The organism is Streptomyces sp. NPDC051180 (assembly GCF_040689545.1).
Classification (GTDB): domain Bacteria; phylum Actinomycetota; class Actinomycetes; order Streptomycetales; family Streptomycetaceae; genus Streptomyces.
In genome coordinates, this window is record NZ_JBFBBC010000001.1 from 614,484 (window position 1) to 639,330 (window position 24,847).

Below are 24,847 nucleotides of genomic sequence, written 5' to 3' on the forward strand. Positions count from 1 at the left end.
GGCCCCGCGCCTGCTGCCGTCAGGTCAGGGCGTGGCCGTACGCGGCGGCCAGCCCGTCGAGCTCCGGATCGCCGAAGACGGCCCGCAGCGACCCGAACGCCGCGACCTTGTCCCGGCCGAACCGGGCGACGGCCTCGGTGTAGGTCTCCGGGGAGACGAACCGCGGCGGCGTCGACTTGCTGTGGAACTTGTCCGCGTACATCACCAGGCGCTCCTCGGGCGTCACCGCCACGTAGTCGGCAGGGGGCAGCGGCAGCCCCTGGGCCAGGATGTCCTCCTTGGTCAGCCCGACGCCGGTGTGGCACGAGGAGAACCGGCACAGGACCTCCGGCAGGCCCTCGGCCGCGAGGATCTCGTGGCCGAGCACCCCGTGAAGCACGTAACTGCGGTCGTCCCGGCGTCCCTCGGCGTCGAAGAGGCGGTAGACCCCGATGTCGTGCAGAAGACATCCGGCGCGGACCAGCTCCGGGTCGACGCCGTGGTCCGCGGCCGCCATGAGGCGCTCGGCGACCCGCCACACGATCTCGCAGTGGGTGAAGACGCGCTCGAACACCTCCTCGTGGGGCGCGTGCCTCAGGTGCAGGGCGCGGATGTCGTCCGTCGTCGGAATGTCCATCCGCGCAGAGTAGCGAGCAGGGTGCCGGGTCCGGCGCCCGCACCCGGCCGTCCGCACCCGACCGTCCGTGCCCCGTGGTCCATGGCTCGTGGTCCATGGCTCGTCGCCCGTCGCCACCGTCCGTGGTCCGATCACACTGCGCGACGGGCAGAGGTGTGGTTTCGAACCATGGGCCTCGGGTGGGGGTGCACCGCACGATGTGGGGCCTCATCCCATTCCGCCGTCCCACGGAGGTCCACCATGCGCCTGTTCCCAGGCGTCTCCCTCGTCGCCGCGCTGCTGACCGGAGTCACCGTCCTCGCCCCGGCGGGCTCGGCGGGGGCGCAGGAGGTCGGGTCCGCGCACTGCGCGCGCCAGGACCGGCTCCGTGTGCCCGGTGCCGAGCACCAGCAGGCGGCCTGTCTGGCGGATCTGACCACGACGGGGCTCGCCGGCACGCCGTACACCGACATGGCCGACCAGGCCGGCCTCGCCGCGCAGGGGACCCGCAACCCCTCGGGGGTGCCGGGCGTGCAGATCGACGGGTACTTCCCCGACGACTCGCGGTTGAACGCCACCCACGGCTGGTCGCACGACGCGCAGTTCGTGATCCGGCTGCCCGACCACTGGAACGGCGGTCTCGTCGTCACCGGTGCTCCGGGCACGCGCCGCCAGTACTCGACGGACGCGCTGATCTCCGACCAGGTCCTGGCCAAGGGCTTCGCCTACGCGGCGACCGACAAGGGCAACACCGGTCCGAACTTCTTCACCGACGGCCGGGCGCCGGGCGACGCGGTCGCCGAATGGAACCGCCGGGTGACCGAACTGACGCGGGCGGCCAAGAAGGCCGTGCGACAGCGGTACGGCAGGGGGCCTGAGCACACGTACATGACCGGCATCTCCAACGCCGGCTACCTGACGCGCTGGCAGTTGGAGAACCGCCCGGAGCTGTACGACGGCGGCGTCGACTGGGAGGGCGTGCTGTGGACGACACGCGGGCCCAACCTGCTGACCAGTCTGCCGGTGACGGTCGCCCGCCAGTTCGGGCAGGCTTCGGACGACGACCTGATCGCGGCCGGGTTCGCTCCCGGTTCGCGCTTCCTGTGGCCGTACCACGAGAAGGCGTACTGGGGTCTGACGCAGAAGATGTTCCGGGCCGAGTTCGACCCCTCGTACGACCCCGCCTGCCCGGGTGCCACCGCCGGCGGCACCGTGGAGCAGATCCTCGCGCCGTGCGCCTCGGACGCCTCGTACGACTACGCGTCCCGGCCGGTCGCCGTCCACCGGGCGGTCGCGAAGGTCGCGCTCACCGGCCGGATCGGCAGGCCGCTCCTCACCCTCCACGGGGACCTCGACACGCTGCTGCCGATCGCGACGGACTCCGACGTCTACGCGGGGATGATCGACGCCCGTGGACGGGGCGGACTGCACCGGTACTACACGGTCCAGGGCGGGACGCACACCGACGGTCTGTACGACACCTACCCGGACCGGCTCCGGCCGATCCTGCCCTGCTACCGCTCGGCGTTCGACGCGCTGACGCGCTGGGTCGAGGAGGGTACGGCTCCGCCCGCGGACCGGACCATCGCACGTCCGGCCGGCGGGGACCTGGTCAACTCCTGCGACCTGGCGGGCTGAGGGCGGGGCTCAGACCCGGTCGAGCGGGCGGTGGGGCTCCGCCGGCAGCTCGACGGCGATCGGGTCGCCCGGGCGGACCTCGCCGCCGGTCAGGACGACGCCCATGATGCCGGCCTTCCGTACGACGTCGCCGTTCTCGTCGCGGCCCACGACCTCCTTGAGGAGTCCGTGGCGGAAGGCGTCGATCTGGGCGCAGGGGTTGCGCAGTCCGGTGACCTCGACGACGGCGTCGGCGCCGATCCGCAGGAGGGTGCCGGTGGGCAGGCCGAGAAGGTCGATCCCCCGGGTGGTGATGTTCTCCCCGAGGTCCCCGGGCGCGACCGCGAACCCGGCGGCGGCGACGTCGTCGAAGAGCTCGGCGTGGATGAGGTGGACCTGACGCAGGTTGGGCTGGGTCGGGTCCTGCGCGACGCGGGACCGGTGCTTGACCGTCACGCCCGCGTGGACGTCGCCTTCCACGCCGAGCCCGGCGAGGAGGGTGATGCCCTCGCGGTTGGGCTTGGTGAACGAGTAGGTGCCGTTGCTGCTGACCGTGGTGACGGTAGCGCCGCTCATGAGGAGAGCCCCTTCTTCTCCCGGTCGGGCGACGGACGGGACCGCCCCGGACCGATGGTCGTATCGCGCCCTGTACGCCCGCGACCCTACTCGGCGGACTCGGAGCGGAGCGGGGCGCCCACGTCGTGCAGATGACCGAGGGCCTGGCGGTACGAGTCGACGAAGCCGGTCTCCGTGTACGGCACGCCCAGCGCGGCGCAGTGGGCGCGGACGGCGGGCTGGGCCAGGCGGAGGTGGGGACGCGGCATGCTCGGGAAGAGATGGTGCTCGACCTGGTAGTTGAGGCCGCCGAGGAACCAGTCGGTGAGGGCGCCGCCGCGGATGTTGCGCGAGGTGAGCACTTGGCGGCGCAGGTGGCCCCAGCTGTCGCCGTCCTCGTGCTCGTCCGGCCGGTCCATGCCCTTGTGGTTGGGGGCGAAGGCCATGCCGAGGTGCACCCCGAGCAGCATCTGGTGGACGAGGGCGAAGACCAGTGCCTGTGCCGGGGTGAGGAGGGTCAGGAGCAAGGCGGTGTATCCGGCGAAGTGGGCGAGGAGCAGGCCGCCTTCGACGAGCCGGTCACGGCGGGTGCGGCAGGGGCCGTCCTTCGCGAGCAGCGCCTGGACGCCGTACACCTTCAGGGCGATGCCCTCCAGCGTCGTGAGCGGGAAGAAGAGCCATGCCTGGTGGCGGGTGAGGAAACCGCGCAGACCCGTGCGGCCCGTCGTCTGGTGCTCGGCGAAGACGAGGATGTCCGCCACGACGTCCGGGTCCTTGTCGAGGTGGTTGGGGTGGGCGTGGTGGCGGTTGTGCTTGTCGTTCCACCACTCCCTGCTCATGCCGAGGAGCAGGTTGGCGTGCACCAGCTGGATCACCCGGCTCGCCCTGCGGTCGGCGGTGATCTGGGAGTGACCGGCGTCGTGCCCGACGAACGCGGCGCGGGCGGACAGCAGGGCCAGGGGGACGGCGAGGAGGAGCGCCCACCAGGACGGGCCGATCAGGGCGAGGCCGGCCACGACGGCGGCGATGCCGAGGAGGTTGACGGCGATACCCCGGGCGTACCAGCCGGGGCGGTGTTCGAGGAGGCCCTGTTCCCTGATCGTGCGCAGCAGCGGTGTGAACTCGCCGGCTCCCTTGCCCCGGCCCGGCTTCACGGCGGTGACCGCGGGGAGCGCCACGGACGGCGCGGCGGCCGGGGGCAGGGCGGTGGCCTGGGACATGTGGGGCTCCGGTTTCTGTCGGTCGTGCGGCGGTCGGGTGGAGCGGTCCGGGGCGGTCGGCGACGCTCGGCTCCGGTGGTGGTCCGGCGGTCGGATTCGGTGGTGGTCCGGACGTCGGCGCCCACCGAAAACGTACGGATCGGTGATCGCCCGGGGCCATGGCGTCACCACCCGTCCCCGGCAGGGGGTGGCCCGGGGGTCCGGGGTGGGGCCAGCCCCACCCCGGAACCCGTGAGGCGGATCACGGAGACTGATGGCACGTCAACCTTGTGGGGTGAGGTATCCTCGGCCGCTCGGTCCCCCGGTAGTCAAATTTGAGGAATGCGTTGTCGCTGTCGCACGGACCCGATGACTCGGCCCGCGAACCCGCTCCCCCGTCCGTTCGAGAACCCGCACCCGACGCCGCACCCGAACCCGGGTTCTCCCCCGCACTCGCACGCCACGCCGCCGTCTTCCTTCCCGCGGACCCGCCCCGGGCCGGCCGGATCGCCTTCTGGTCTCCGGACGGAGAGGCCCTGCCCGACGGCGGCCCCGCCGGTGACCCCGCCCCGCAGACCACCCCCGCCGCCGCGCCGCTCCACGGCGAGGGGTCGCCGCACGTCGAGATCACGGTCGTGGACGGGGACAGCCTCCAGCCCGTGACCGTGCCCGCCTACGCCGTCCCCGTGCGGGACGCGCTCGCGCTGCTCGCCCGCGCGCGGTTCTCGGAATCCGCCTCCCCCGCGGCGGCGTTCTGGGGCGCCGCGTCGCTCCTCGCGCTCGACCTCGTCTCACGCGGGCTCCTCCTGCCCGGCCTCACCGCCGGAGACCACGACGCATGGCGGGTCGGCCCCCTCGGACCGGAGGAGGTGGCGGAGCTGCGCACGCTCGCCGCGTCCATGCCGCCCGTGGCCCACGCCGTGCCGCTCTCACCGGCCGAGCCGCTCCTGCTGCCCGATCCCGAGGCGCTGCTCCGTGCCTTCGCCGACGCGGTCGCGGACACCCTTCCCCGTACCCCGGCGGCTCCTCTCGCGGCCGGGGGCCCCGCTTTCGCCGCCGACGAACCGCGGCTGCTTCCCGAGCAGCGCGCGTGGGCCGCCGATGTGGCCGCCGTGCACGACGCCGGCGTCCGGCTGTCGCTCCGGCTCGAACTGCCCGGCTTCACCGCCGAGTCCGAGGACGCGCCGGCCTTCCGCGCCGTGCTCCAGCTGCACGGCGTCGCCGACCCGACCCTGGTCGCGGACGCGGCGGAGGTGTGGGCGGGCTCGGGACCGACGGGAGCGGCCTTCGGCCCGAGGGCCCGCATGGACGCCCTGCTCGCGCTGCGGCGCGCCGCGCGCGCGTGGCCGCCCCTGGCACCCCTGCTCGCCTCGGCCGTCCCCGACACCGTCGAACTGGCCGACGAGGAGGTCGCCGAGCTCCTGGGCCCGGCCGCCCGCGCCCTCGCGGCGACCGGCGTGCAGATCCACTGGCCGCGCGAGCTGTCGGACCGGCTGACGGCCCGCGCGGCGATCGGACCCGTCGGCACGGAGCCGGGCGGCATCGGCGCGGACCCGGACGGTATCGGCGGGGAACCCGGTGGCATCGGTGCGGAACCGGCTGGAATCGGTTCCGCGCCCGACGCTGACGGTGAGGGCCCGGCTTCCGGCGCGTCCGCATCGGGGCTGCCCTCCTTCGTCTCCGCCGACGCCCTGCTCGCGTTCCACTGGCGCTTCGCCGTCGGCGACCACGAGCTGACTCGGGCCGAGCTCGACGCGCTCGCCGAGGCGGGCCGGCCGCTGGTCCGGCTGCGCGACCGGTGGGTCCTCGTCGACCCGGCCGAGGTGCGCGCGGCGACCGCCCGGCAGGACCACAAGGTGACGCCCGTGGACGCCCTCGCGGCCGTGCTCACCGGCACGACCGAGGTCGGCGGGCGCACCGTCGAGGTGGCGGCGACAGGCTGGTTGGAGCGGCTGCGCGAGCGGCTGGCCGACCCCGAGGGAGGCCGGCCGGAGATCGGCCCGCCCGCCGCGCTCACCGCGACCCTGCGCGACTACCAGCTGCGCGGACTCGACTGGCTGCACCGCATGACCTCGCTCGGACTCGGCGGCTGTCTCGCCGACGACATGGGGCTCGGCAAGACGATCACCGCGATCGCCCTCCACCTGCACCGTCAGACCGACCCGGCCGCCGCCGGCCCCACGCTGGTCGTGTGCCCCACCTCCCTGATGGGCAACTGGCAGCGGGAGATCGAGAAGTTCGCGCCCGGCACACCGGTGCGGCGCTTCCACGGCGCGACGCGCGACCTGGACGATCTGCCCGGGAGCGGCTTCGTCCTCACCACGTACGGCACCATGCGACTCGACGCCGAGCGGCTCGCCGCACGGAACTGGGGACTCGTCGTCGCGGACGAGGCCCAGCACGTCAAGAACCCGTACTCGGCGACGGCCCGGCAGCTGCGGACCATCGGGGCACGCGCACGCGTGGCCCTGTCCGGCACACCGGTCGAGAACAACCTCTCGGAGCTGTGGGCGATCCTCGACTGGACCACGCCGGGGCTGCTCGGCAGCCTGGGCGCCTTCCGGACCCGGTTCGCCGCCGCCGTCGAGGGCGGTACGGACCCGGCCGCCGCCGAGCGGCTGGCCACCCTCGTCCGCCCGTTCCTGCTGCGCCGCCGCAAGTCCGACCCCGGCATCGCACCCGAACTGCCGTCGAAGACCGAGACCGACCGGGCCGTCTCCCTGACGCCGGAACAGGCAGGTCTCTACGAAGCGGTGGTACGGGAGACGCTGGCCGCGATCGCCGACGCCGACGGCATGGAGCGCCGGGGGCTCGTCATGCAGCTCCTGACGGCCCTCAAGCAGATCTGCAACCACCCCGCCCAGTACCTCAAGGAGGACCGGCCCCGCATCGGGGGCCGGTCGGGGAAGCTCGAACTGCTCGACGAACTCCTCGACACCATCCTCGCCGAGGGCGCGCGCACGCTCGTCTTCACCCAGTACGTGGCGATGGCCCGGCTCCTGGAGGCGCACCTGGCGGCGCGTGGGGTGCGGACGCAGTTCCTGCACGGCGGCACGCCCGTCGCCGAGCGCGAGGCGATGGTCGCCCGCTTCCAGGACGGGGAGGTGCCCGTCTTCCTGCTCTCCCTCAAGGCCGCCGGGACGGGGCTCAACCTGACCCGGGCCGAGCACGTCGTCCACTACGACCGCTGGTGGAACCCGGCCGTCGAGGCTCAGGCCACCGACCGTGCCTACCGGATCGGACAGGACCGGCCGGTACAGGTTCACCGGCTGATCGCCGAGGGCACGGTCGAGGACCGGATCGCGGCCATGCTCGACCGCAAGAAGGAGCTCGCGGACAGTGTGCTCGGGACCGGAGCGGACGCTCCGCGGGAGCTGACCGAACTGACCGACGCCGAACTGGCGGAGCTGGTGCGACTGCAAGGGGACGGACGATGAGCGGGACCGGACGAGGTCACGGGTACGGCGACGGGACCCCGGGCGGCCACGGGCGAACGACGGGCGGCGGTCACGGCGGTGACGAGCGGACGTTCGCGGCGCTGCCGCCGGCGAAGGGCACGGCGTTCGCCCGGACCTGGTGGGGCAGGGCCTGGCTCAAGGCCCTGGAGGACACCGCACTGGACAACGTGCAGCTCAAGGCCGGACGCCGGCACGCGCGCGCGGGCGCGGTGGGCGCCGTGACCGTGCGGCCCGGCCGGCTCACGGCGATCGTCAAGGACCGCGACGGGACGGCGTACCGCAGCGACGTCCTCGTGCGGGAGCTCTCGGAGGACGAGTGGGAGCGGCTGCTCGACCTCGCCGTGGACAGCGCGGGGCACATCGCGGCGCTTCTCGACCGCGAGATGCCGCCCCACCTGGTGGAGGACGCGGCGGCCGTCGGCCTCGATCTGCTGCCGGGCGTCGGCGACCTCGACCCCGAGTGCGGCTGTGACGCCTGGGACCACTGCCCGCACACGTCGGCGCTCTGCTACCAGGTGGCGCGCCTGCTCGACGAGGACCCTTTCGTCCTGCTGCTGATGCGGGGACGCGGCGAGCGGGCCCTGTTGGACCAGCTCCAGGCGCGCAGCGCCGCGCGCGCCTCCGCGCCCGAGGCACGTGGAGGGCGGGGCGGCGACGGCTCGCCGGATGCGGACGCCCCGGTGGGCGTCGGCGGCATGCCGGGAGTGCCGGCCGCCGAGGCGTACTCCGAGGGGTTCCTGCTGCCGCCGTTGCCGGCGCCTCCGACCGCTCTCCCGGCTCCGGGGTACTCGCCCTCCCTGGACACGGAGACGGACCCGGAGCCCGGCGTCGACCCGACGGCGCTGGAGTTCCTGGCGACGGATGCGGCGGCCCGCGCCCATCGCATGCTCGTGACGGCACTCGGTGGTCCCACGGGTCCCCGCCCGGCACCGGGCGTGGCGGGCGCGCGCGATTCCTCGGCCGTGCACGACACGTGGTCCGCGCGTGCCTCCGCCGTGGGCGCTCTCCCCGAAGGGGACGTGGCCGGACCGCGGCTGACGGCCGCCCAGGACGCCGTACGGCTCGCCGTGGACTCCCCCGTGCCGTGGATCACGGCACGGCTCGCCTCCGGCTCCGGCCGCACGCCGACGGAGCTGGACCGTGCCACGCGCGCGTGGCGGCTGGGCGGCGCCGCCGCCCTGTCCGTACTGGAGGACGAGTGGGACCCCGATGCGGAGACCCTGACCCGGGCGGGCGCCCGGCTGTCCGAGGCATGGGAGGACGACGAGCGGCCCGAGCTGCGGCGGTCCGGCTCCCGGTGGTCGGCCGAGGGCACGCGTGCCCAGCTCCGGCTCGGCCCCGACGGTCGCTGGTGGCCGTACGCCGGAGCGGGTGCGGACTGGTCCCCGGCGGGGCCGGCTGACCGGGACCCGGCGGTGGCCCTGGCGACGGCCCTGACGGCCGGTGGCGCGGGCGAGGGCGCGTAGGAAGGCCGGGGCCGGTCCACCAGGCGTCGGGAGGTCCCGCCTCCGGCCTGCCCGACCTGCTAGACCTCCCGGCCTCCGCCTCCCCGGTCCGGACGGGTCGAGCAGACCAGGCGGGGAGGGCGGGTCGGGCGGGGGCGCAGGTGGGGCCGGTGCCGCCGGCGCAGCCGACGCGACTGGCCCCGCCGAACAAGCGCTACAGGCCGAGCTGGCGCTCCGCGCCCTCCACCGTCTGGGCGAGGAGGACGGCGATGGTCATGGGGCCGACGCCGCCCGGCACGGGGGTGATGAGGGAGGCGCGCTCGGCGGCCGAGGCGAAGTCGACGTCGCCGACGTTGCCCGGGTTGTAGCCGGCGTCGATGACGACGGCGCCCGGCTTGATGTCCTCGCCCTTGATGAAGTTCGGCTTGCCGACGGCCGCCACGAGGATGTCGGCCTCGCGGACGACGGAGGAGAGGTCCTTGGTGCGCGAGTGGCAGTAGGTGACGGTGGCGTCCCGGCCGAGGAGCAGCAGCCCCGCGGGCTTGCCCAGGATCGCGCTGCGGCCGACCACGACGGCCCGCTTGCCGCTGAGCTCGACGTCGTACGCGTCGAGGAGGCGCATGATGCCGCCGGGCGTGCAGGAGACGAACCCGGGCAGTCCGAAGCCCATGGCGGCGAAGGACGCCATGGTCACGCCGTCGACGTCCTTCTCGGGGGCGATGGCCTCGAAGGCGGCGCGCTCGTCGATGTGCGGGCCGACCGGGTGCTGCAGGAGGATGCCGTGGACCTCGGGGTCCTCGGACAGGGCCGTGATCGCGGCCACGAGTTCCTCGGTGGTCGTCTCGGCGGGCAGCTCGACGTGCCGGGAGCGGATTCCGGCCTTCGCGCAGCGGTTCTGCTTCATCTTCACGTACGTGACGGAGGCGGGGTCCGCGCCGACGAGGACGGTCGCGAGACACGGGGTGACGCCCGTGCGGCGGGTGACCTCGGCGGCTCGCGCGGCGGTCTCCTCGACCGTACGGCGGGCGAGGGCCGTGCCGTCCATGAGGGTGGCGGTGCTGGTGGACATGGCAACTCCTGGGCGTCGTCTGTGACAGGTGTCTCGCCCAGGCGCACGGCATCGGCGGCACCGCGCCCTCACGACGCGGCCCACCGGGCCGCTCCCCGGTGGTGATCCACCTCAAGCGCCAGTCACGGCCCGAGCCCCACTCTACGTGAGCGGTTCGGGGCGCGTCCCGGACAGGGTGCGCGGACGACGGCGTCCGGCTGCTTGTCGACGGCCCGCGCGGCCACCACGATGGGCCGGACGGGCCGTGACGACCTCGACGAGGAGGCCGAGTTGAGCGACGGATGGGTGACCGGCGGAGCGGGACCGGCGTGGGAGCGGGACGCACGCTTCGGTGCGGACCCGAGCCCCGGACCAGGCCCGGAGACCGGCCGGGACCAGCACCACGAACCGAGCCGGGTCCCCCGGGAGACCCGCCCGGCCGGCGGGGACGCGCGGCCGCTGGTCGCCGCCTCCTGGCGGCGCTCCGCACGCGCGCGCGTGAACCAGGACGGAGCGGCCCGGGTCGAACTCGACGAGGACGAACTCGCCGCCTACCGCGACGGCCATCCGATGGCGGCGGCGATGCCGGTGATCCGCGAGCTGATGGGGGCGTACGCGACGGACGGGGAGCATCTGCTCGCCGTCTGCGACGCGGCGGGCAGGATGCTGTGGGTCGAGGGACACCCGGCCACGTTGCGCAAGGCCCGGGGCATGAACTTCGTGGCCGGGGCCCGCTGGTCGGAGTCGGCCGCGGGAACCAACGCGCCGGGCACCGCCCTCGCCGTCGACCGGCCGGTGCAGGTCGTCGCCGCCGAGCACTTCCGGCACACCGTCCGCGCGTGGACCTGCGCCGCCGCCCCCGTCCACGACCCGCGCACCGGACGCGTCCTCGGCGCGGTCGACATCACGGGCGGCGCCCCACTGGCGCACCCGCACAGCCTTGCTTTCGTGCAGGCCGTGGCGCGGGCCGCCGAGTCCCAGCTGGCGCTGCTCGCACCGGCCCCCCAGCCGGGGCGGATCACGCTGTCGGCGCTCGGGCGTGACGAGGCCGTCCTGTCGGTCGGCGGGCGGCGGGTGCGGCTCAGCCGCCGGCACAGCGAGATCCTGGTGCTCCTCGCGCACCGGCCGGACGGCGTGAGCGGCGACGAACTGCTCACCCTGCTCTACGAAGACGAGTCGGTCACCCCCGTGACCCTGCGCGCGGAACTCTCCCGGCTGCGCTCCCTGCTCGGTCCCGAGGTCCTGGCGTCCCGCCCCTACCGGCTCGCGGACAGCGTGGACGCGGACTTCGCCGCCGTGGACCGGCGACTGGCCTCCGGGGCAGTCGCGGCGGCGGCCGGGGAGTACCCGGGCCCGCTGCTCCCCTCGTCGACGGCTCCGGGGGTCGTACGGCTCAGGGAGCGCCTCGCGGGGCGGCTGCGGGCGGCCCTGGTCGACCGGGGCGATCCCGGACTGCTCGCCGACTGGGCGTACAGCACCTGGGGCGAGGACGACGTGGTGGTCTGGCGGGCCCTGTGCGCCGCGGTTCCGGCGTCCCAGCTGCCCCCCGTACGCGCCCGGCTGCACGCGCTGGAGGCGGAACTGTCCTCCGGTGCAACGGGGTTGCAACGTACAGGTCGCCACACTCGCCGGTGAGCGCCGGCCAGGGACGGCCGGCGCGTCCCAGGGAGGCCAGCCCATGACCCGTTACGCCGCACCCGGTACCGAGGGCGCGCTCATGTCGTACCAGGCCCGCTACGACCACTGGATCGGAGGCGAGTACGTCGCTCCGGCCGGCGGGGGTTACTTCGAGAACCCGAGCCCCGTCGACGGCCGCCCCTTCACGGAGATCGCCCGCGGCACCGCCGAGGACGTGGAGCGCGCCCTGGACGCGGCGCACGCCGCGGCCCCCGCGTGGGGCCGCACGGCACCGGCGGAGCGCGCCGCCGTCCTGCTGCGGATCGCGGACCGCATGGAGAGCAACCTGGAGGCGCTCGCGGTCGCCGAGACGTGGGACAACGGCAAGCCGGTCCGCGAGACCCTCGCCGCGGACATCCCCCTCGCCGTCGACCACTTCCGCTACTTCGCGGGCGCGCTGCGGGCCCAGGAGGGCGCCCTCAGCGAGATCGACGACGACACCGTCGCGTACCACTTCCACGAGCCGCTCGGCGTCGTCGCGCAGATCATCCCCTGGAACTTCCCGATCCTCATGGCGGTCTGGAAGCTGGCGCCGGCGCTGGCCGCCGGCAACGCCGTCGTCCTCAAGCCCGCCGAACAGACACCGGCCTCCGTCCACTTCTGGCTGAGCCTCGTCGCCGACCTCCTCCCGCCGGGCGTCCTCAACGTCGTCAACGGCTTCGGCGAGGAGGCCGGGAAGCCCCTCGCCTCCTCCCCGCGCGTCGCCAAGATCGCCTTCACGGGCGAGACGAGCACGGGCCGCCTGATCATGGGGTACGCCTCCGAGAACCTGAAGCCGGTGACCCTCGAACTCGGCGGCAAGTCGCCGAACATCTTCTTCGACGACGTCTGGGCCGCCGACGACGACTTCCGCGACAAGGCCCTCGAAGGCTTCACCATGTTCGCCCTCAACCAGGGCGAGGTCTGCACCTGCCCCTCCCGAGCCCTCGTCCAGCGCGGCCACTACACCGACTTCCTCGCGGCGGCCGTCGCCCGCACCGAGAAGATCGTCCCCGGCCACCCCCTGGACACCGACACCATGATCGGCGCCCAGGCATCCGCCGACCAGCTCAAGAAGATCCTCTCCTACCTGGAGATCGGCCAGAACGAAGGGGCCAAGATCCTCACGGGCGGCCGGATCGTCGAGCACGGCGGCGACCTCGCCGGCGGCTACTACGTCCAGCCCACCATCTTCGAGGGCGACAACCGCATGCGCGTCTTCCAGGAGGAGATCTTCGGCCCCGTCGTCGCCGTCACCTCCTTCACCGACTTCGACGACGCCGTCCGCACCGCCAACGACACCCTCTACGGCCTCGGCGCCGGCGTCTGGACCCGCGACACCAACACCGCCTACCGCGCCGGCCGCGCCATCCAGGCCGGCCGCGTCTGGACCAACTGCTACCACGCCTACCCCGCCCACGCCGCCTTCGGCGGCTACAAGCAGTCCGGCATCGGCCGCGAGACCCACCGCATGATGCTCGACCACTACCAGCAGACGAAGAACCTGCTGGTGAGCTACTCGCCGAAGAAGCTCGGCTTCTTCTAGGGGCCCGAAAGAAGGCACCTGACCTGTGGTTTTCCCGGGTCAGGTGCCTCTTCGCAAGCAGCGTCGGCCTCCACGGAGGCGCCGGAGAGCAGACCGGTGTCGCTGTCCTGTCCACCCGACTCGGTGTCCGTCGCGCCGCCTCCGTGTCCGTAGCCGCTCGGATGTGTGTCGGCCACCGCGCGGTGGTGTATCAGGCGGGTATCAGCGCAGGTCGGAGGCGTGCCGGCAGGCTTCCGGCGGGGCCGGGGGTAAGTGCGGGTGAGGCATGATGGAGGGCCTGCCCTGTCCCGTGCCCGAGAGATGTTCATGTCTGATTCCGTGTCGGCGCCCGCGCCCGCGCCTGTGACCGTCCTGCTCGTCGAGGACGACGAGGTGATCCGGCGGTCCGTCGCGATGGTCCTGGAGCGCTACGGCTACCGAGTGCTCGTCGCGGCCGACGGACTGACCGGGCTCGAACTGTTCCGGGAGGGGCGGCACGACCTGGTGCTGCTCGACGTGATGCTGCCGAGCCTGGACGGCATCGGGCTGTGCCGGCGCATCCGGGAGACGGCCACGGACCCGATCCTGATGATGTCGGCGCGCGGCGACGCCCTCGACGTGGTGTCCGGCCTGGAGGCCGGGGCCGACGACTACGTGGTGAAGCCCGTCGACACCGCCGTCCTGGTGGCGCGCATTCGTTCGCTGCTGCGCCGGGCCGCCTTCGTGTCCCCGGCGCCCGAACCCGCCGGCCCCGCGGGGCAGGCCGGACCGCTGCTCTTCGGCGACCTCTCCCTCGACCCCGCGGCCCTGGAGGTCCGCAGGGGCGGGGAGCGGATCGCGCTCGCCCCGACCGAGCTGCGGCTGCTGCTCCAGTTCGCCGCGCACCCCGGGATCGTGCTGGACCGTCAGACCCTGCTGCGCGAAGTGTGGGACTACGGCTGGGAGGGCGACACCCGGGTCGTCGACCTGTGCGTGCAGCGACTGCGCAAGAAGATCGGCGCCGAGCGCGTCGAGACCGTCCGGGGCTTCGGCTACAAGTGGAAGCGGTGAGCCGGGGTCCCCGGCGAGCAGTCACGGGCCTCGTACCGCACTCCCGCTCGCTGCGCTGGAAGATCGTCCTCCTGGTGGCGCTCGCCTGTGCCTCGATGGCGCTGACGGTCGGCGTGCTGGTGCACGACTCGGTGCTGCGGCGCTCCATGCACGAGGGCGCGGGCAGGGCCCACACGGCGCTGGCGACGGCCTTGGAGGATGCCTCGGCCGCAGGTGGGGAAGGGCCTCGCGTGTCCCCCGGAGAGCTGCCCGAGGCCCTGCTGAGGCAGGTCGAGCACGGCGGCGAGGCCACCCACTACGAGAACGGGCCCCCGGCCCCCGTCTTCTGGGCGGCCCGTCGGGAGGGTGGGACGTTGTACGCGGTCGAGGTCGACATGACCGCCGACCTGCTGACCCGGCAGGCCCTGGACCGTCACATGTGGAAGTACTCCCTGCTGACCCTGGGCTTCGTCGTCCCCGCCACGGCCCTGGCGACGGAACTGCCCGCCCGGCGCCTGCGCCGGGTGGCCCGCACGGCCCGGCGCATCACGGCGGGCGACCTCGATGCCCGGACGGGAACGGTCCGCGGGGGCGACGAGGTCGCCGAGATCTCGGCCGTGGTCGACTCCATGGCCGACAGCCTCCAGCAGCGGATCGACACCGAGCAGCGCTTCACCGCCGACGTCGCACACGAGCTGCGCACCCCGCTGATGGGCCTGGTCACCTCGGCGGAACTGCTGCCCGAGGGCGAGGTGACGGACATGGTCCAGAGCCGGGTGCGGGTGCTGCGCGACCTGGTGGAGGACCTCCTGGAGATCTCCCGGCTCGACGCGGGCGCCGAGACGTCCCAGCAGGGACCGGTCGACCTGGCCGCCCTCGTCCGCGGCTCCGTGGCGCGGACGGGCCTCGCGGCGCGGGTGACCGAACGGGAGGCGGCGGTGGTCGAGTCGGATCCCCGGCGCCTGGACCGTATCGTCTCCAACCTCGTCGTCAACGCCCACCGGCACGGCGCAGGCCGGGTGGAAGTCGCCGTCGTCGGCCGGACGGTGACCGTCCGGGACCACGGCCCCGGCTTCCCGGCCGACCTGCTGACCCACGGCCCCCAGCGGTTCCGGACGGGCTCGGCCGAGCGGGGGCACGGGCACGGCCTGGGCCTGACGATCGCGTCCGGCCAGGCGAGGGTGATCGGGGCGACCCTGGACCTCGCCAACGCCCGGGACGGAGGGGCGGTCGCGACCCTGAGCCTGCCCCAGGACGAGCCGCCGTCCGAGGTGTGACCCCGTCCCTGTGACGGCCCGCCGGCAGGTGGCCCGGCTGTACCGGGACGGCCTGCCCGCCGGCGCACGACCCTCGCCGTCCAGGGACGGTCGGCGGTCGGCGGTCGGTACGCCCTGCCCCGCGCGGGCACTCCCTCCGCGTCGCTCGGCCGGGCCCCGCACCGCCCGCCCATGCGTCGCACGCGCCGGCCGACGCCCGTCCGCTCGCCGCCACCCCTCTGATACACGACCGATGGGTTCCCGAGCGCGGGCCGCGCTCTCCCGACCGTGGGGCGGAGACCTCCTCCCCGGAGTCTTGCTGCCGTACCGATCCCGTACCGCAGCCCCTGGAGGCGGCCCGTGCCCCTGCCCCGTACCCCCCGTCGCCGCCTCGTCGGCGGTGCCCTGTCCCTGACCCTGCTGACGGCCCTCGGCATCGCCGTCGCCTCGCCCTCCGGCGCGCCTCCGATGACGGGAGACGAGCGACCGCCGGTTTCCGACATCGGCCCGCTCCCGTGGCCGCAGGACGGCCAGAGCGCCGTCGATCTCGAAGGGACCGGTTCGCTGGGCGAGCGGGGCGGGCGGCGGCCTGTGCCGATCGCGAGCCTGACGAAGGTGATGACCGCCTACGTCATCCTCCGGGAGCACCCGCTGCGGCCTGACGAGGAAGGCCCCCTGATCACGGTGGATCCGACGGCCGCGCATGAAGCGGGGGTCGGCGGCGAGTCGACCGTCCCCGTACGGCCTGGCGAGCGCTACTCCCAGCGCCGGCTCCTGGAACTGCTCCTCATCCCCTCCGGCAACAACGTCGCCCGTCTGCTGGCCCGCTGGGACTCCGGCAGCCAGGCGGCCTTCGTGACGAAGATGCGGCGCGCCGCCGGACGGCTCGGCATGAAGGACACGGTCTACACGGGGGCGAGCGGCATCGAACCGACGACCACGAGCACCGCGGCCGACCAGGTGCGGCTGACGCGGGCCGCGATGGAGGACCCGGTCTTCCGGGCGGTCGTGGCCACCCGCGAGACCATCGTCCCCGGCCTCGGGACGATCACCAACACCAATCCCCTGCTGGACACCCCGGGCGTCCTCGGCGTGAAGACCGGCTCCAGCACCCCTGCGGGCGGGAACCTCCTGTGGGCCTGCGAGGTGCGCGTCGGCGGTAAGCCCCGGCTGCTGGTGGGCGCCGTCCTGCACCAGCGGGCGAACACGACGCCCGCCGACGGGCTCCGGGCCGCCGTCGACGCCAGCCGCGGCCTGCTCACGGCCGTACGCGAGCGGCTGGCCGCCGCCGGAACGGAGGGCGGGGAACGATGACGGCGACGACCAGCCCGGACCCCACCGCGGCGCCGGACGGCACGGCGGCACAGACCATGCCTTCCCCCGCGGAGGGCAACACGGCGGTCGGCCCGGACCGCGCTCCCGGAGCCTCGGACACCGGGTCGCGCCGGTGGTGGCGGCGGCGCGGGGCGGCGGTCACGGGCTGCTCCGTCCTCCTCGCGGTCAGCGTCGCGGGCCACGGGCTGCTCCCCGGACTGCCGGGACGGATGAGCAGTCTGGCCGAGACCCTGCTGCCCTGGAGCGCGCTGGCCGTGCCCGTGCTGGTGGCCGCAGCCCTGCTTCGGCGGGCGACGACGGCAGCGGCGGTGGCCCTGGTGGTGCCGGCGGTGGCCTGGGTGGCGGTCTTCGGCGGAGCCCTGGCCGACAAGACGTCCCCCGGTGGGGACCTCACGCTGGTCACTCACAACGTCAACCAGGCCAACCCCGACCCCGACGGCACCGTGCGGAGCCTGCTCGCCGCCGGAGCGGACGTACTGGCGCTGGAGGAGCTGAGCCCGGCCACGGCGCCCGCCTACGAGCAGGCCCTGGCGGAGACCTACCCGTACCACTTCTACCAGGGCACCGTGGGCCTGTGGAGCGTCCATCCGCTGGGCGACGCGCGGGCCGTGCCGATCATGCCGTGGACGCGGGCGATGCGGGCCACGGTGGACGCACCCGGCGGGCCACTGGCCGTGTACGTCGCCCACCTGCCGTCCGTCCGCGTGGGCCCGCGCGGATTCACCGCCGGGGCGCGCGACGACGCGCTGGGCCTGCTGGCGGCGGAGGTGCGGGCGGAGCCCGTCCGGCGCGTCGTCGTCCTGGGCGACCTCAACGGCTCCACCGACGACCGCGGACTCCGGCCCCTCACCGACCGTCTCGTCTCCGCGCAGGCCGCGGCGGGCGCGGGTTTCGGCTTCACCTGGCCGGCGCGCCTGCCGGTCGTCCGGATCGACCAGATCCTTCTCGGGGGCGTCCGGGCCGCTTCGGCATGGACCCTCCCCGCGACGGCCAGCGACCACCTTCCGGTGGCGGCCCGGATCCACCTTTCCCCGGACCCCGCTCCGTGATGACGGGTGGGTGGTCGTCGGGTGCGATGTGGGGCGAAGCGGCGACCGCCCTTGCCCTCGCCGAGCGCGGGGATCCGCCGCGTTCAGAGCCGATGAGATGCGGACGCTGCCCCCTCCGGGCAGAGTGGGAGGGACCTGTTCGTACCGAGGTGGTCCCCTGCGGGCCCGCGGGCTGGAGACCGGGACGAAGTGATGCGAGGGTTCTCGTGACGTCGGAGTGAGCGATGTTCCGCAGACGGCCGGCCGACAACAGCGAGGACCTTCTGGTCCGGCTCGGGTCGCTGACCGCCAGGGCGCGGGAGCTGGCCGAGACACAGCGTTCCCGTGTCGAGCTCGCCGTCGCCCTGCAGCGCGGCATGCTGCCCGCGGAGCTGCCCAGTTTTCCGGGCGCCCGGCTGGCCGTCCGCTACGAGCCCGCCAACCACGGCCTCAACGTCGGCGGTGACTGGTACGACGCCTTCTCCCTGCCCGGCGGGCGGATCGGCATGTCCATCGGTGACGTGCAGGGACACAACATCGAGGCCGCCGCCTTCATGGGACAGGTCCGCGTGGCACTGCGCGCGCTGGCCTCCGTCTCCGGAGACCCGGGAGAGCTGCTCGGGCGCACCAACGACCTGCTCGTCTCTCTGGGCGCCGACCTCTTCGCCACCTGCACCTTTCTGCGGCTGGACCCCGCTGCCGGCACCCTGGAGTGCGCCCGGGCCGGTCACATCCCCCATATCTGGGCCACCGCCGACGGCCGCTCCGGCATCGACGACAGTGAGGGCGGGCCTCCTCTGGGTGTGCTGCGCGATGTCGACTACCCGGCCACGCGCCACCGGCTCACCGCCGACGGCGTCTTCGTCCTCCTGACCGACGGGGTGGTGGAGGGGCCCTCGCTCCACATCGACGAGGGTCTGGACCGGGTGACGAGGCTCGCGGGGATCACCGCCGTCGCCGGACTGGACGTCGACGCGCTCGCCACCGCCGTCATGAAGCTGGCGGCCACGGTGGGGCACGAGGACGACGCGGCCGTCCTGGTCGTCGGCCATGACGGCGGACCGGCCCTGCCGACGGCCGAGGAGTAAGGGGAGAACGGTCACCTCGGGCCGGGTCGGTCCTCGACCCGCACGGGCCCGTGCCGGACGGCGGTGCCCGACACGCAGGGGCCTTGCCCGGTCGTGGCGGCCCGGCCGGTGTCTGATGGCTGACGTGTTGGATACTCGGCAGTTCCGGTCCTCCACGGAGGCGGCTGTGATGTCGCTGGCCGTGGCCGTGTGCTACTACGCGGCCGGACGACTCGGCCTGTTGGGACGCCTCGTCGTCGAAGGCGTGGTGGTCACCCCCATCTGGCCTCCCACCGGCGTCGCCGTCGCGGCCCTGCTGCTGCTCGGCACGCGGGTCTGGCCTGGGATCGCCCTCGGTTCCTTCCTCGTCATCGCCTCCCTCACCACTCCGGGCCCCACCACGGTGGTCACCGTGGTCAGCAACACCGTCGCGCCGCTCTGCGCCTTCCTGCTGCTGAGACGGGCCGGTTTCCGGCGCGACATGGCGCGACTGCGGGACGGACTCTCGCTGGTCTTCCTCGGCGGGTTCGGTGCCATGATGATCAGCGCGACCGCGGGCGTCGGACTGCAGGTGGCGAAGGGTTCCCTGGACAAGAGCGAGTTCTGGCCCGTCTGGCTGGCCTGGTGGGTGGGCGACACGATGGGGGTGCTGCTCGTCGCCCCGCTCGTACTCGCCCTCGCGGGGCCGGCCGGACGGCTCCGGCTGCGGCGCTGGAAGGAGGCGGTCTTTCTGGGGCTGGCGGCCCTGATCCTCATGCCGATGGTCGTACTCAGCTCGATGAGCATGCTCTTCCTCGTCTTCCCCCTGCTGATCTGGGCAGCGCTCCGCTTCCAGCTCGCCGGAAGCATGCTGTGCGCGCTCTTCGCCTCCGTACTCACCACCTTCGAGGCGACCTCCGGGCGGGGCGCCTTCCTCCACCTCACGGACGTCGAGATCATGGCCAAGCTCCAGGCGTTCAACGGTTCCGCCGCCCTGACCGCCCTGCTTCTCGCCTCCGTCATCACCGAGCAGCGTGCGACCCGCCGGTCGGTGCGCCGCGCCTGCCAGGAACTGGCGGAGGTCCTGGAGCACCTCGCGGCGGGCGAGCCCTCACCGGCTCCACCCGGCACCTCCGAGAGTCTGGCGGCCCCACCCGGCGGGCCCCGGAATCCGTGATCCCGCGCCGGAGCCGGCGCGGGGATCGGGAGCCGTACAACGACGACTCGAGCCCCCCCTTTCCGGCGGACCGGGTCCGGCGCTTCACGTGACATGAGGCGTGCCGACGGCGGGTCATAACACGGGTCTTATGCCGACAGGGATGGCTCTCGTTTGCCATGTCCACATCCATAATCGGCGGCGACGAAACCCGACCCCCACGATCGGAGTGGACGTTGAAGCCCACCAGATGGACGGCGGCAGTGGCAACACTGGCGCTGTCCGCGAGCCTCGTCGGCGCCATCGACGGAACGGCATCGGCGGCGCAGCCGGCGACGGCCCAGAAGGACAGCCCCGTGACCCGCGCGGTCGCGGCCGCGGACCTGGCAGTCGACAGCGGTCTCGACACGTTGGTCAACTCGGCCCAGGAACAGTACGAGAGACGCCTCGTCACCCCCTGGGTGAAGGACCTCTACTCGGTGTCGTACGAGCGCAGCTACCGCGGCCTGCCGGTCGTGGGTGGTGATGCCGTCGTACTCGCCGACGGTTCCGGGAGGATCCGCGCCCTCCAGTCCGCCTCCTCCGTACGCATCGACGTGGCGACCCGGCCGTCGGTCACCGCGAAGAAGGCCGAGACGGCCTCGCGAAGGAAGCTGGCGTCGGTCGACAGGGTCGAGAGCAGCCGGCTCGTCGTCCGTCTCAAGGACGACAAGCCGGTGCTGGCCTGGGAGACCGTGCTGCACGGCCGTACGAAGAGCGCGCCCAGCAAGCTGCACGTCTTCGTCGACGCCCGTTCCGGTGCCGTCGTCGACAGCTACGACGACGTGGTGGCGGGCACCGGCAACAGCAAGTGGAACGGGCCCGGCCCCGTCACCATCGACACCACCGCCTCGGGCTCCACCTACTCCCTCCGCGACCCGAACCGGACCGGCCTGAGCTGCGCCGACTACAGCACCGGCGCGGTCTTCTCGAAGTCCTCCGACTCCTGGGGCACCGGCAACCCCACGAGCAAGGAGACCGGCTGCGTCGACCTGATGTTCGCCGCGCAGAAACAGTGGGACATGCTCGGCCAGTGGCTGGGCCGCAACGGCGTCAACGGCAACGGCCGCAGCTTCCCCGCCAAGGTCGGGCTCGGCGAACTCAACGCCTACTGGGACGGCAGCGCGGTGACCATCGGGCGCAACAGCGCCAACGAGTGGATAGCCGGCGTGGACGTGGTGGCCCACGAGTACGGACACGCCATCGACTCCAACACCCCCGGAGGCACCAGCGGTCAGGAGGCAGGGCTCGGCGAGGGCACCGGTGACATATTCGGCGCCCTGACCGAGGCGTACATCAACCAGCCGGCCCCCTACGACGTCCCCGACTACACGGTCGGCGAGGTCATCAACCTCCAGGGGCGCGGCCCGATCCGCAACATGTACAACCCGCCGGCCGTGAACAACGACCCGGCCTGCTACAGCTCGGCGATCCCCGGCACCGAGGTGCACGCCGCAGCGGGCCCGCTGAACCACTGGTTCTACCTGCTGGCCGAGGGCACCAACCCCGGCGGCGGCAAGCCCAGCAGCAGCACCTGTAACCAGAGCACCCTGACGGGCGTGGGGATACAGACCGCCGGCAAGATCTTCTACGGTGGCATGCTGCTCAAGACCAGCAGCATGAGCTACAAGAAGTACCGCACGGCGACGCTCAGCTCCGCCAAGTCGCTCGACGCGACCTGCGGCCTCTTCACGAGGACGAAGGCGGCGTGGGACGCGATCACCGTGCCCGCCCAGTCGGCCGACCCGACCTGCACCCCGAGCGGCCAGAACGACGACTTCTCGATGTCGCTCAACCCCTCGTCCGGCACCGCCCAGCAGGGCGGCTCGGTGACCACCACCGTCGGCACCGCCGTCACGACCGGCGCCGCCCAGTCGGTGACGCTGACCGCCACCGGCCTGCCCGCCGGGGTGACCGCCTCCTTCAACCCCTCGACGGTCCAGTCCGGCCAGTCCTCGGTGCTGACCCTGACCGCCACCGCCAACGCGGCTCCCGGCACGTCCGCGATCGTCGTCAAGGGCCAGGGCACCACGCTGTCGCACACCGCCGACTACACGCTCAACGTCGGCGGGACCCAGCCCGGCAACGACCCGCCGGACGTCGACGTCGCCAAGGTGCAGGCACACCTGACCCAGTTCAACACGATCGCGAGCCAGAACGGCGGCAACCGCCGGGCGGGCAGCGCCGGTCACACCCAGTCCCTGGCGTACGTGAAGGGCAAGCTGCAGGCCGCCGGATACACGGTGACCGAGCAGAACTGCACCTCGTGCACCTACCCGTCGAACAACCTGATCGCCGACTGGCCGGGCGGCCCCGCCGACCAGGTCGTCATGTTCGGTGCGCACCTGGACGGCGTCTCGGCCGGCCCCGGCATCAACGACAACGGGTCGGGCTCCGCGACCCTGCTGGAGAACGCCCTCGTTCTCGCCCAGAAGAACCCGACGATGACCAAGCACGTGCGCTTCGCCTGGTGGACCGACGAGGAGCAGGGCCTCAACGGCTCGGCCTTCTACGTCAACCGGCTCACCGGCGCCCAGCGCGCGACCATCAAGGCGTACTACAACTTCGACATGGTCGGCTCCACCAACGGCGGCTACTTCGTCAACAACCTCAACTCCACCGCCGCCGCGCCCCTCAAGGCGTACTGGACCTCCCTGAACCTGGCGCCCGAGGAGAACACCGAGGGCCAGGGCCGCAGCGACGACTACTCCTTCCAGCAGGGTGGGATCCCGACCTCCGGATACGCGGCCGGCGCGAGCGCCCGCAAGACCACGGCCCAGGCGCAGAAGTGGGGCGGATCCGCCAACACCGCCTATGACTCCTGCTACCACAGCGCCTGTGACACCACGAGCAACGTCAGCGCGACGGTACTGAACCGCAGCGCCGACGGGGTCGCCTACGCCCTCTGGAAGCAAGCCGTCGGCGGCACCACCCCGGCGCAGGACTTCTCGGTCGGCGTGAGCCCGTCCGCGGGCAGCGCGGCCCCCGGCGGGTCCGTCTCGGCGACGGTGAACACCGCCACCGTGAGCGGCGCCGCCCAGACCGTGGGTCTCTCCGTCTCCGGCGCGCCGGCCGGCGTGACCGCCACGCTCACCCCGACGTCGGTCCAGTCCGGCGACTCCTCGTCCCTGTCCGTCCAGGTCGGCGCGAGCACCACGCCCGGCACCTACACCCTCACGGTCACCGGCACGGGCACCACGAGCCACACCACCACCTACTCCCTGACGGTCACGGGCGGCGGCTCCTGCACGCCGCGCCAGCTCGTGGTCAACGGCGGCTTCGAGAACGGCAGCAGCCCGTGGAGCGCGAGCGCCGGCGTGATCACCAACGACTCGCGGCAGGCCGCGCACGCAGGCAGCTACAAGGCGTGGCTGGGCGGACGGGGGTCCAGCTACACCGAGAAGGCCGCGCAGTCCCTGTCCATCCCCTCGGGCTGCGCCTCGTACCGCCTCTCGTTCTTCGTCCACATCGACACGGACGAGACCGAGAGCGTGGCCTACGACGTGGCCACGGTCAAGGTGGGCGGCAGCCAACTGGCGTCCTACTCCAACCTGGACGCGGCCACGGGCTACGTCGAGAAGTCGTACGACCTCTCGTCCTTCGCCGGCCAGACCGTCACCCTCGACTTCACGTCGGTGGAGGACCAGTCCCTGCAGACGTCGTTCGTCCTTGACGACGTCTCGCTCCAGGTGAGCTGACGCCCGGCACCCCTGCACACCGAGGAACACGGCCCGGCCCCGGCATCCCGGGGCCGGGCCTCCGGCGGGGGAAGAGGCTCCCGCGGATCAGTGCCGGGCCGGACCTCAGGCCGACGGCCGGTCGGCCGTCCTCCGAGCGGGTGCGGGGGGTCGTTCGGCGTCGTCGTCCAGGACGTCGTCGCCGTAGAGGGCGCGTACCCAGTTGGACTGGTAGACGGTGTCGAGATAGCGCTCTCCGAGGTCCGGGGAGATCGCCACGCAGGTGAGGTCCTCGTCGTCGTGGCCGTCGAGCCAGTCCGCGGCGCCGCTGACGACGGTTCCGGTGGATCCGCCGAAGAGGAACCCGCGTGTGGCCATGGCGCGGCAGGTACGGATGGTGTCGGACTCGTCGACCCGTACCACTTCGTCGACGTAGGCCCGGTCGAGGAGGGGCGGTCGCATGCTCATGCCGAGTCCGGGGATCATCCGGCGCCCCGGTCGGTCGCCGAAGATCGCGGATCCCGCGGTGTCCACGGCGACGATGCGTACCGGCCGGTTCCAGGTCCGGAAGTAGCGGGCGCAGCCCATCAGGGTGCCGGTGGTTCCGACGCCGACGAACAGGACGTCGATGCGGGGGAACGCCTGGGCGATCGCGGGGGCCGTCAGGTGGTAGTGGGCCTTCCAGTTGTCCGGATTGGAGTACTGGCTCAGCCAGGTGTAGCGGGGGTCCGAGGCGCAGAGGCCACGGACGGTGTTCAGTCTGGCGGCCAGCAGGTTGCTGTCGCCACCGTCCGATACGACGATCACCCGGGCACCGAGTGCTTCCATCATGAGCCGCGTCGTGAGGTTGCACCGTGCGTCGGTGACGCAGACGAACGCGTACCCCTTGCTCGCGGCGATGACGCTGAGTGCCACGCCCAGGTTGCCGGAGGAGGACTCGACCAGGATGGAGTCCGAGGTGAGCACGCCCCTCCGCTCGGCCGATTCGACCATCTCCGCGGCGGCCTTGACCTTGATGGAGCCCGCGAAGTTGAAGCCTTCGCACTTCAGGAAGAGCGGCCGGCCGAGCGTCGGCATCAGGTCGACGTAGAGATCGTCCTCGTTGAAGTCGTGAGGTGCGGTGATGACGGGCACGGTGCTCTCCTCTCGGGCTCGGCGGCCGGTCGGCTTGGCCTCGGGCCTG

The 24,847-nt window shown here is 73.1% G+C and carries 17 protein-coding genes and 1 riboswitch; of the genes, 12 read left to right on the forward strand and 5 right to left on the reverse strand.

Annotated features, from left to right (window positions below; all coding sequences use genetic code 11):
- Positions 1-19: 19 nt before the first annotated feature.
- On the reverse strand, positions 20-616 hold the full coding sequence (locus AB0424_RS02745) for an HD domain-containing protein (RefSeq protein ID WP_366301630.1): 597 nt from the start codon (positions 614-616) through the stop codon (positions 20-22).
- 240 nt (positions 617-856) lie between these two features.
- Here AB0424_RS02745 and AB0424_RS02750 point away from each other — a divergent pair, with 240 nt between their 5' ends.
- Positions 857-2,233: a tannase/feruloyl esterase family alpha/beta hydrolase gene (locus AB0424_RS02750; RefSeq protein ID WP_366301632.1), complete on the forward strand. Its 1,377-nt coding sequence runs from the start codon at positions 857-859 to the stop codon at positions 2,231-2,233.
- A gap of 9 nt (positions 2,234-2,242) precedes the next feature.
- Here AB0424_RS02750 and AB0424_RS02755 read toward each other — a convergent pair whose 3' ends face one another.
- Together AB0424_RS02755 and AB0424_RS02760 are read right to left on the reverse strand one after the other, a co-directional pair.
- On the reverse strand, positions 2,243-2,788 hold the full coding sequence (locus AB0424_RS02755; protein ID WP_366301634.1) for an MOSC domain-containing protein: 546 nt from the start codon (positions 2,786-2,788) through the stop codon (positions 2,243-2,245).
- An 86-nt stretch (positions 2,789-2,874) separates the two neighbouring features.
- Positions 2,875-3,987: an acyl-CoA desaturase gene (locus AB0424_RS02760; RefSeq protein WP_366301636.1), complete on the reverse strand. Its 1,113-nt coding sequence runs from the start codon at positions 3,985-3,987 to the stop codon at positions 2,875-2,877.
- Positions 3,988-4,313: 326 nt separating this feature from the next.
- Between AB0424_RS02760 and AB0424_RS02765 the strand changes: the two genes are divergently transcribed.
- Positions 4,314-7,403: an SNF2-related protein gene (locus AB0424_RS02765; RefSeq protein ID WP_366301637.1), complete on the forward strand. Its 3,090-nt coding sequence runs from the start codon at positions 4,314-4,316 to the stop codon at positions 7,401-7,403.
- Positions 7,400-8,890: an SWF or SNF family helicase gene (locus AB0424_RS02770; RefSeq protein WP_366301639.1), complete on the forward strand. Its 1,491-nt coding sequence runs from the start codon at positions 7,400-7,402 to the stop codon at positions 8,888-8,890. Before AB0424_RS02765 ends, AB0424_RS02770 begins: the two co-directional genes overlap by 4 nt.
- A gap of 193 nt (positions 8,891-9,083) precedes the next feature.
- Here AB0424_RS02770 and AB0424_RS02775 read toward each other — a convergent pair whose 3' ends face one another.
- Positions 9,084-9,938, reverse strand: coding sequence for a bifunctional 5,10-methylenetetrahydrofolate dehydrogenase/5,10-methenyltetrahydrofolate cyclohydrolase (locus AB0424_RS02775; RefSeq protein ID WP_366301641.1), 855 nt, complete (start codon positions 9,936-9,938; stop codon positions 9,084-9,086).
- A gap of 28 nt (positions 9,939-9,966) precedes the next feature.
- Positions 9,967-10,074, reverse strand: a riboswitch (ZMP/ZTP riboswitch).
- Between the two features lie 65 nt (positions 10,075-10,139).
- Here AB0424_RS02775 and AB0424_RS02780 point away from each other — a divergent pair.
- The 9 genes from AB0424_RS02780 (at position 10,140) to AB0424_RS02820 (ending at position 23,685) form a co-directional block, all read left to right on the forward strand.
- Positions 10,140-11,552 carry a GAF domain-containing protein gene (locus AB0424_RS02780; protein ID WP_366301643.1) on the forward strand — a complete coding sequence of 471 codons (1,413 nt, stop codon included), beginning with the start codon at positions 10,140-10,142 and terminating at the stop codon, positions 11,550-11,552.
- 43 nt (positions 11,553-11,595) lie between these two features.
- Positions 11,596-13,119: an aldehyde dehydrogenase family protein gene (locus AB0424_RS02785; RefSeq protein ID WP_366301645.1), complete on the forward strand. Its 1,524-nt coding sequence runs from the start codon at positions 11,596-11,598 to the stop codon at positions 13,117-13,119.
- A gap of 300 nt (positions 13,120-13,419) precedes the next feature.
- Positions 13,420-14,148 (forward strand): two-component system response regulator CseB, encoded by a 729-nt coding sequence (cseB, locus tag AB0424_RS02790; RefSeq protein ID WP_366301647.1) that lies wholly within the window; start codon positions 13,420-13,422, stop codon positions 14,146-14,148.
- The gene (locus AB0424_RS02795; protein WP_366301648.1) at positions 14,145-15,404 is read left to right on the forward strand and encodes a HAMP domain-containing sensor histidine kinase; all 1,260 of its coding nucleotides are present in this window, start codon (positions 14,145-14,147) and stop codon (positions 15,402-15,404) included. The genes cseB and AB0424_RS02795 overlap by 4 nt, the downstream gene beginning before the upstream one ends.
- A gap of 339 nt (positions 15,405-15,743) precedes the next feature.
- Positions 15,744-16,697: a D-alanyl-D-alanine carboxypeptidase gene (locus AB0424_RS02800; RefSeq protein ID WP_366301649.1), complete on the forward strand. Its 954-nt coding sequence runs from the start codon at positions 15,744-15,746 to the stop codon at positions 16,695-16,697.
- Positions 16,694-17,767 (forward strand): endonuclease/exonuclease/phosphatase family protein, encoded by a 1,074-nt coding sequence (locus AB0424_RS02805; protein WP_366301650.1) that lies wholly within the window; start codon positions 16,694-16,696, stop codon positions 17,765-17,767. Before AB0424_RS02800 ends, AB0424_RS02805 begins: the two co-directional genes overlap by 4 nt.
- A gap of 224 nt (positions 17,768-17,991) precedes the next feature.
- Positions 17,992-18,834, forward strand: a complete 843-nt coding sequence (locus AB0424_RS02810; protein WP_366301652.1) for a PP2C family protein-serine/threonine phosphatase — start codon at positions 17,992-17,994, stop codon at positions 18,832-18,834.
- Between the two features lie 169 nt (positions 18,835-19,003).
- A complete protein-coding gene (locus tag AB0424_RS02815) occupies positions 19,004-19,969 on the forward strand; it encodes an MASE1 domain-containing protein (RefSeq protein WP_366301653.1) in 966 nt (321 codons plus the stop codon).
- A gap of 242 nt (positions 19,970-20,211) precedes the next feature.
- A complete protein-coding gene (locus AB0424_RS02820; protein WP_366301654.1) occupies positions 20,212-23,685 on the forward strand; it encodes a M28 family peptidase in 3,474 nt (1,157 codons plus the stop codon).
- 105 nt (positions 23,686-23,790) lie between these two features.
- On the opposite strand, the gene sbnA is transcribed toward AB0424_RS02820, so the two are convergent.
- On the reverse strand, positions 23,791-24,798 hold the full coding sequence (gene sbnA, locus AB0424_RS02825; protein WP_366301656.1) for a 2,3-diaminopropionate biosynthesis protein SbnA: 1,008 nt from the start codon (positions 24,796-24,798) through the stop codon (positions 23,791-23,793).
- Between the last annotated feature and the right edge of the window lie 49 nt (positions 24,799-24,847).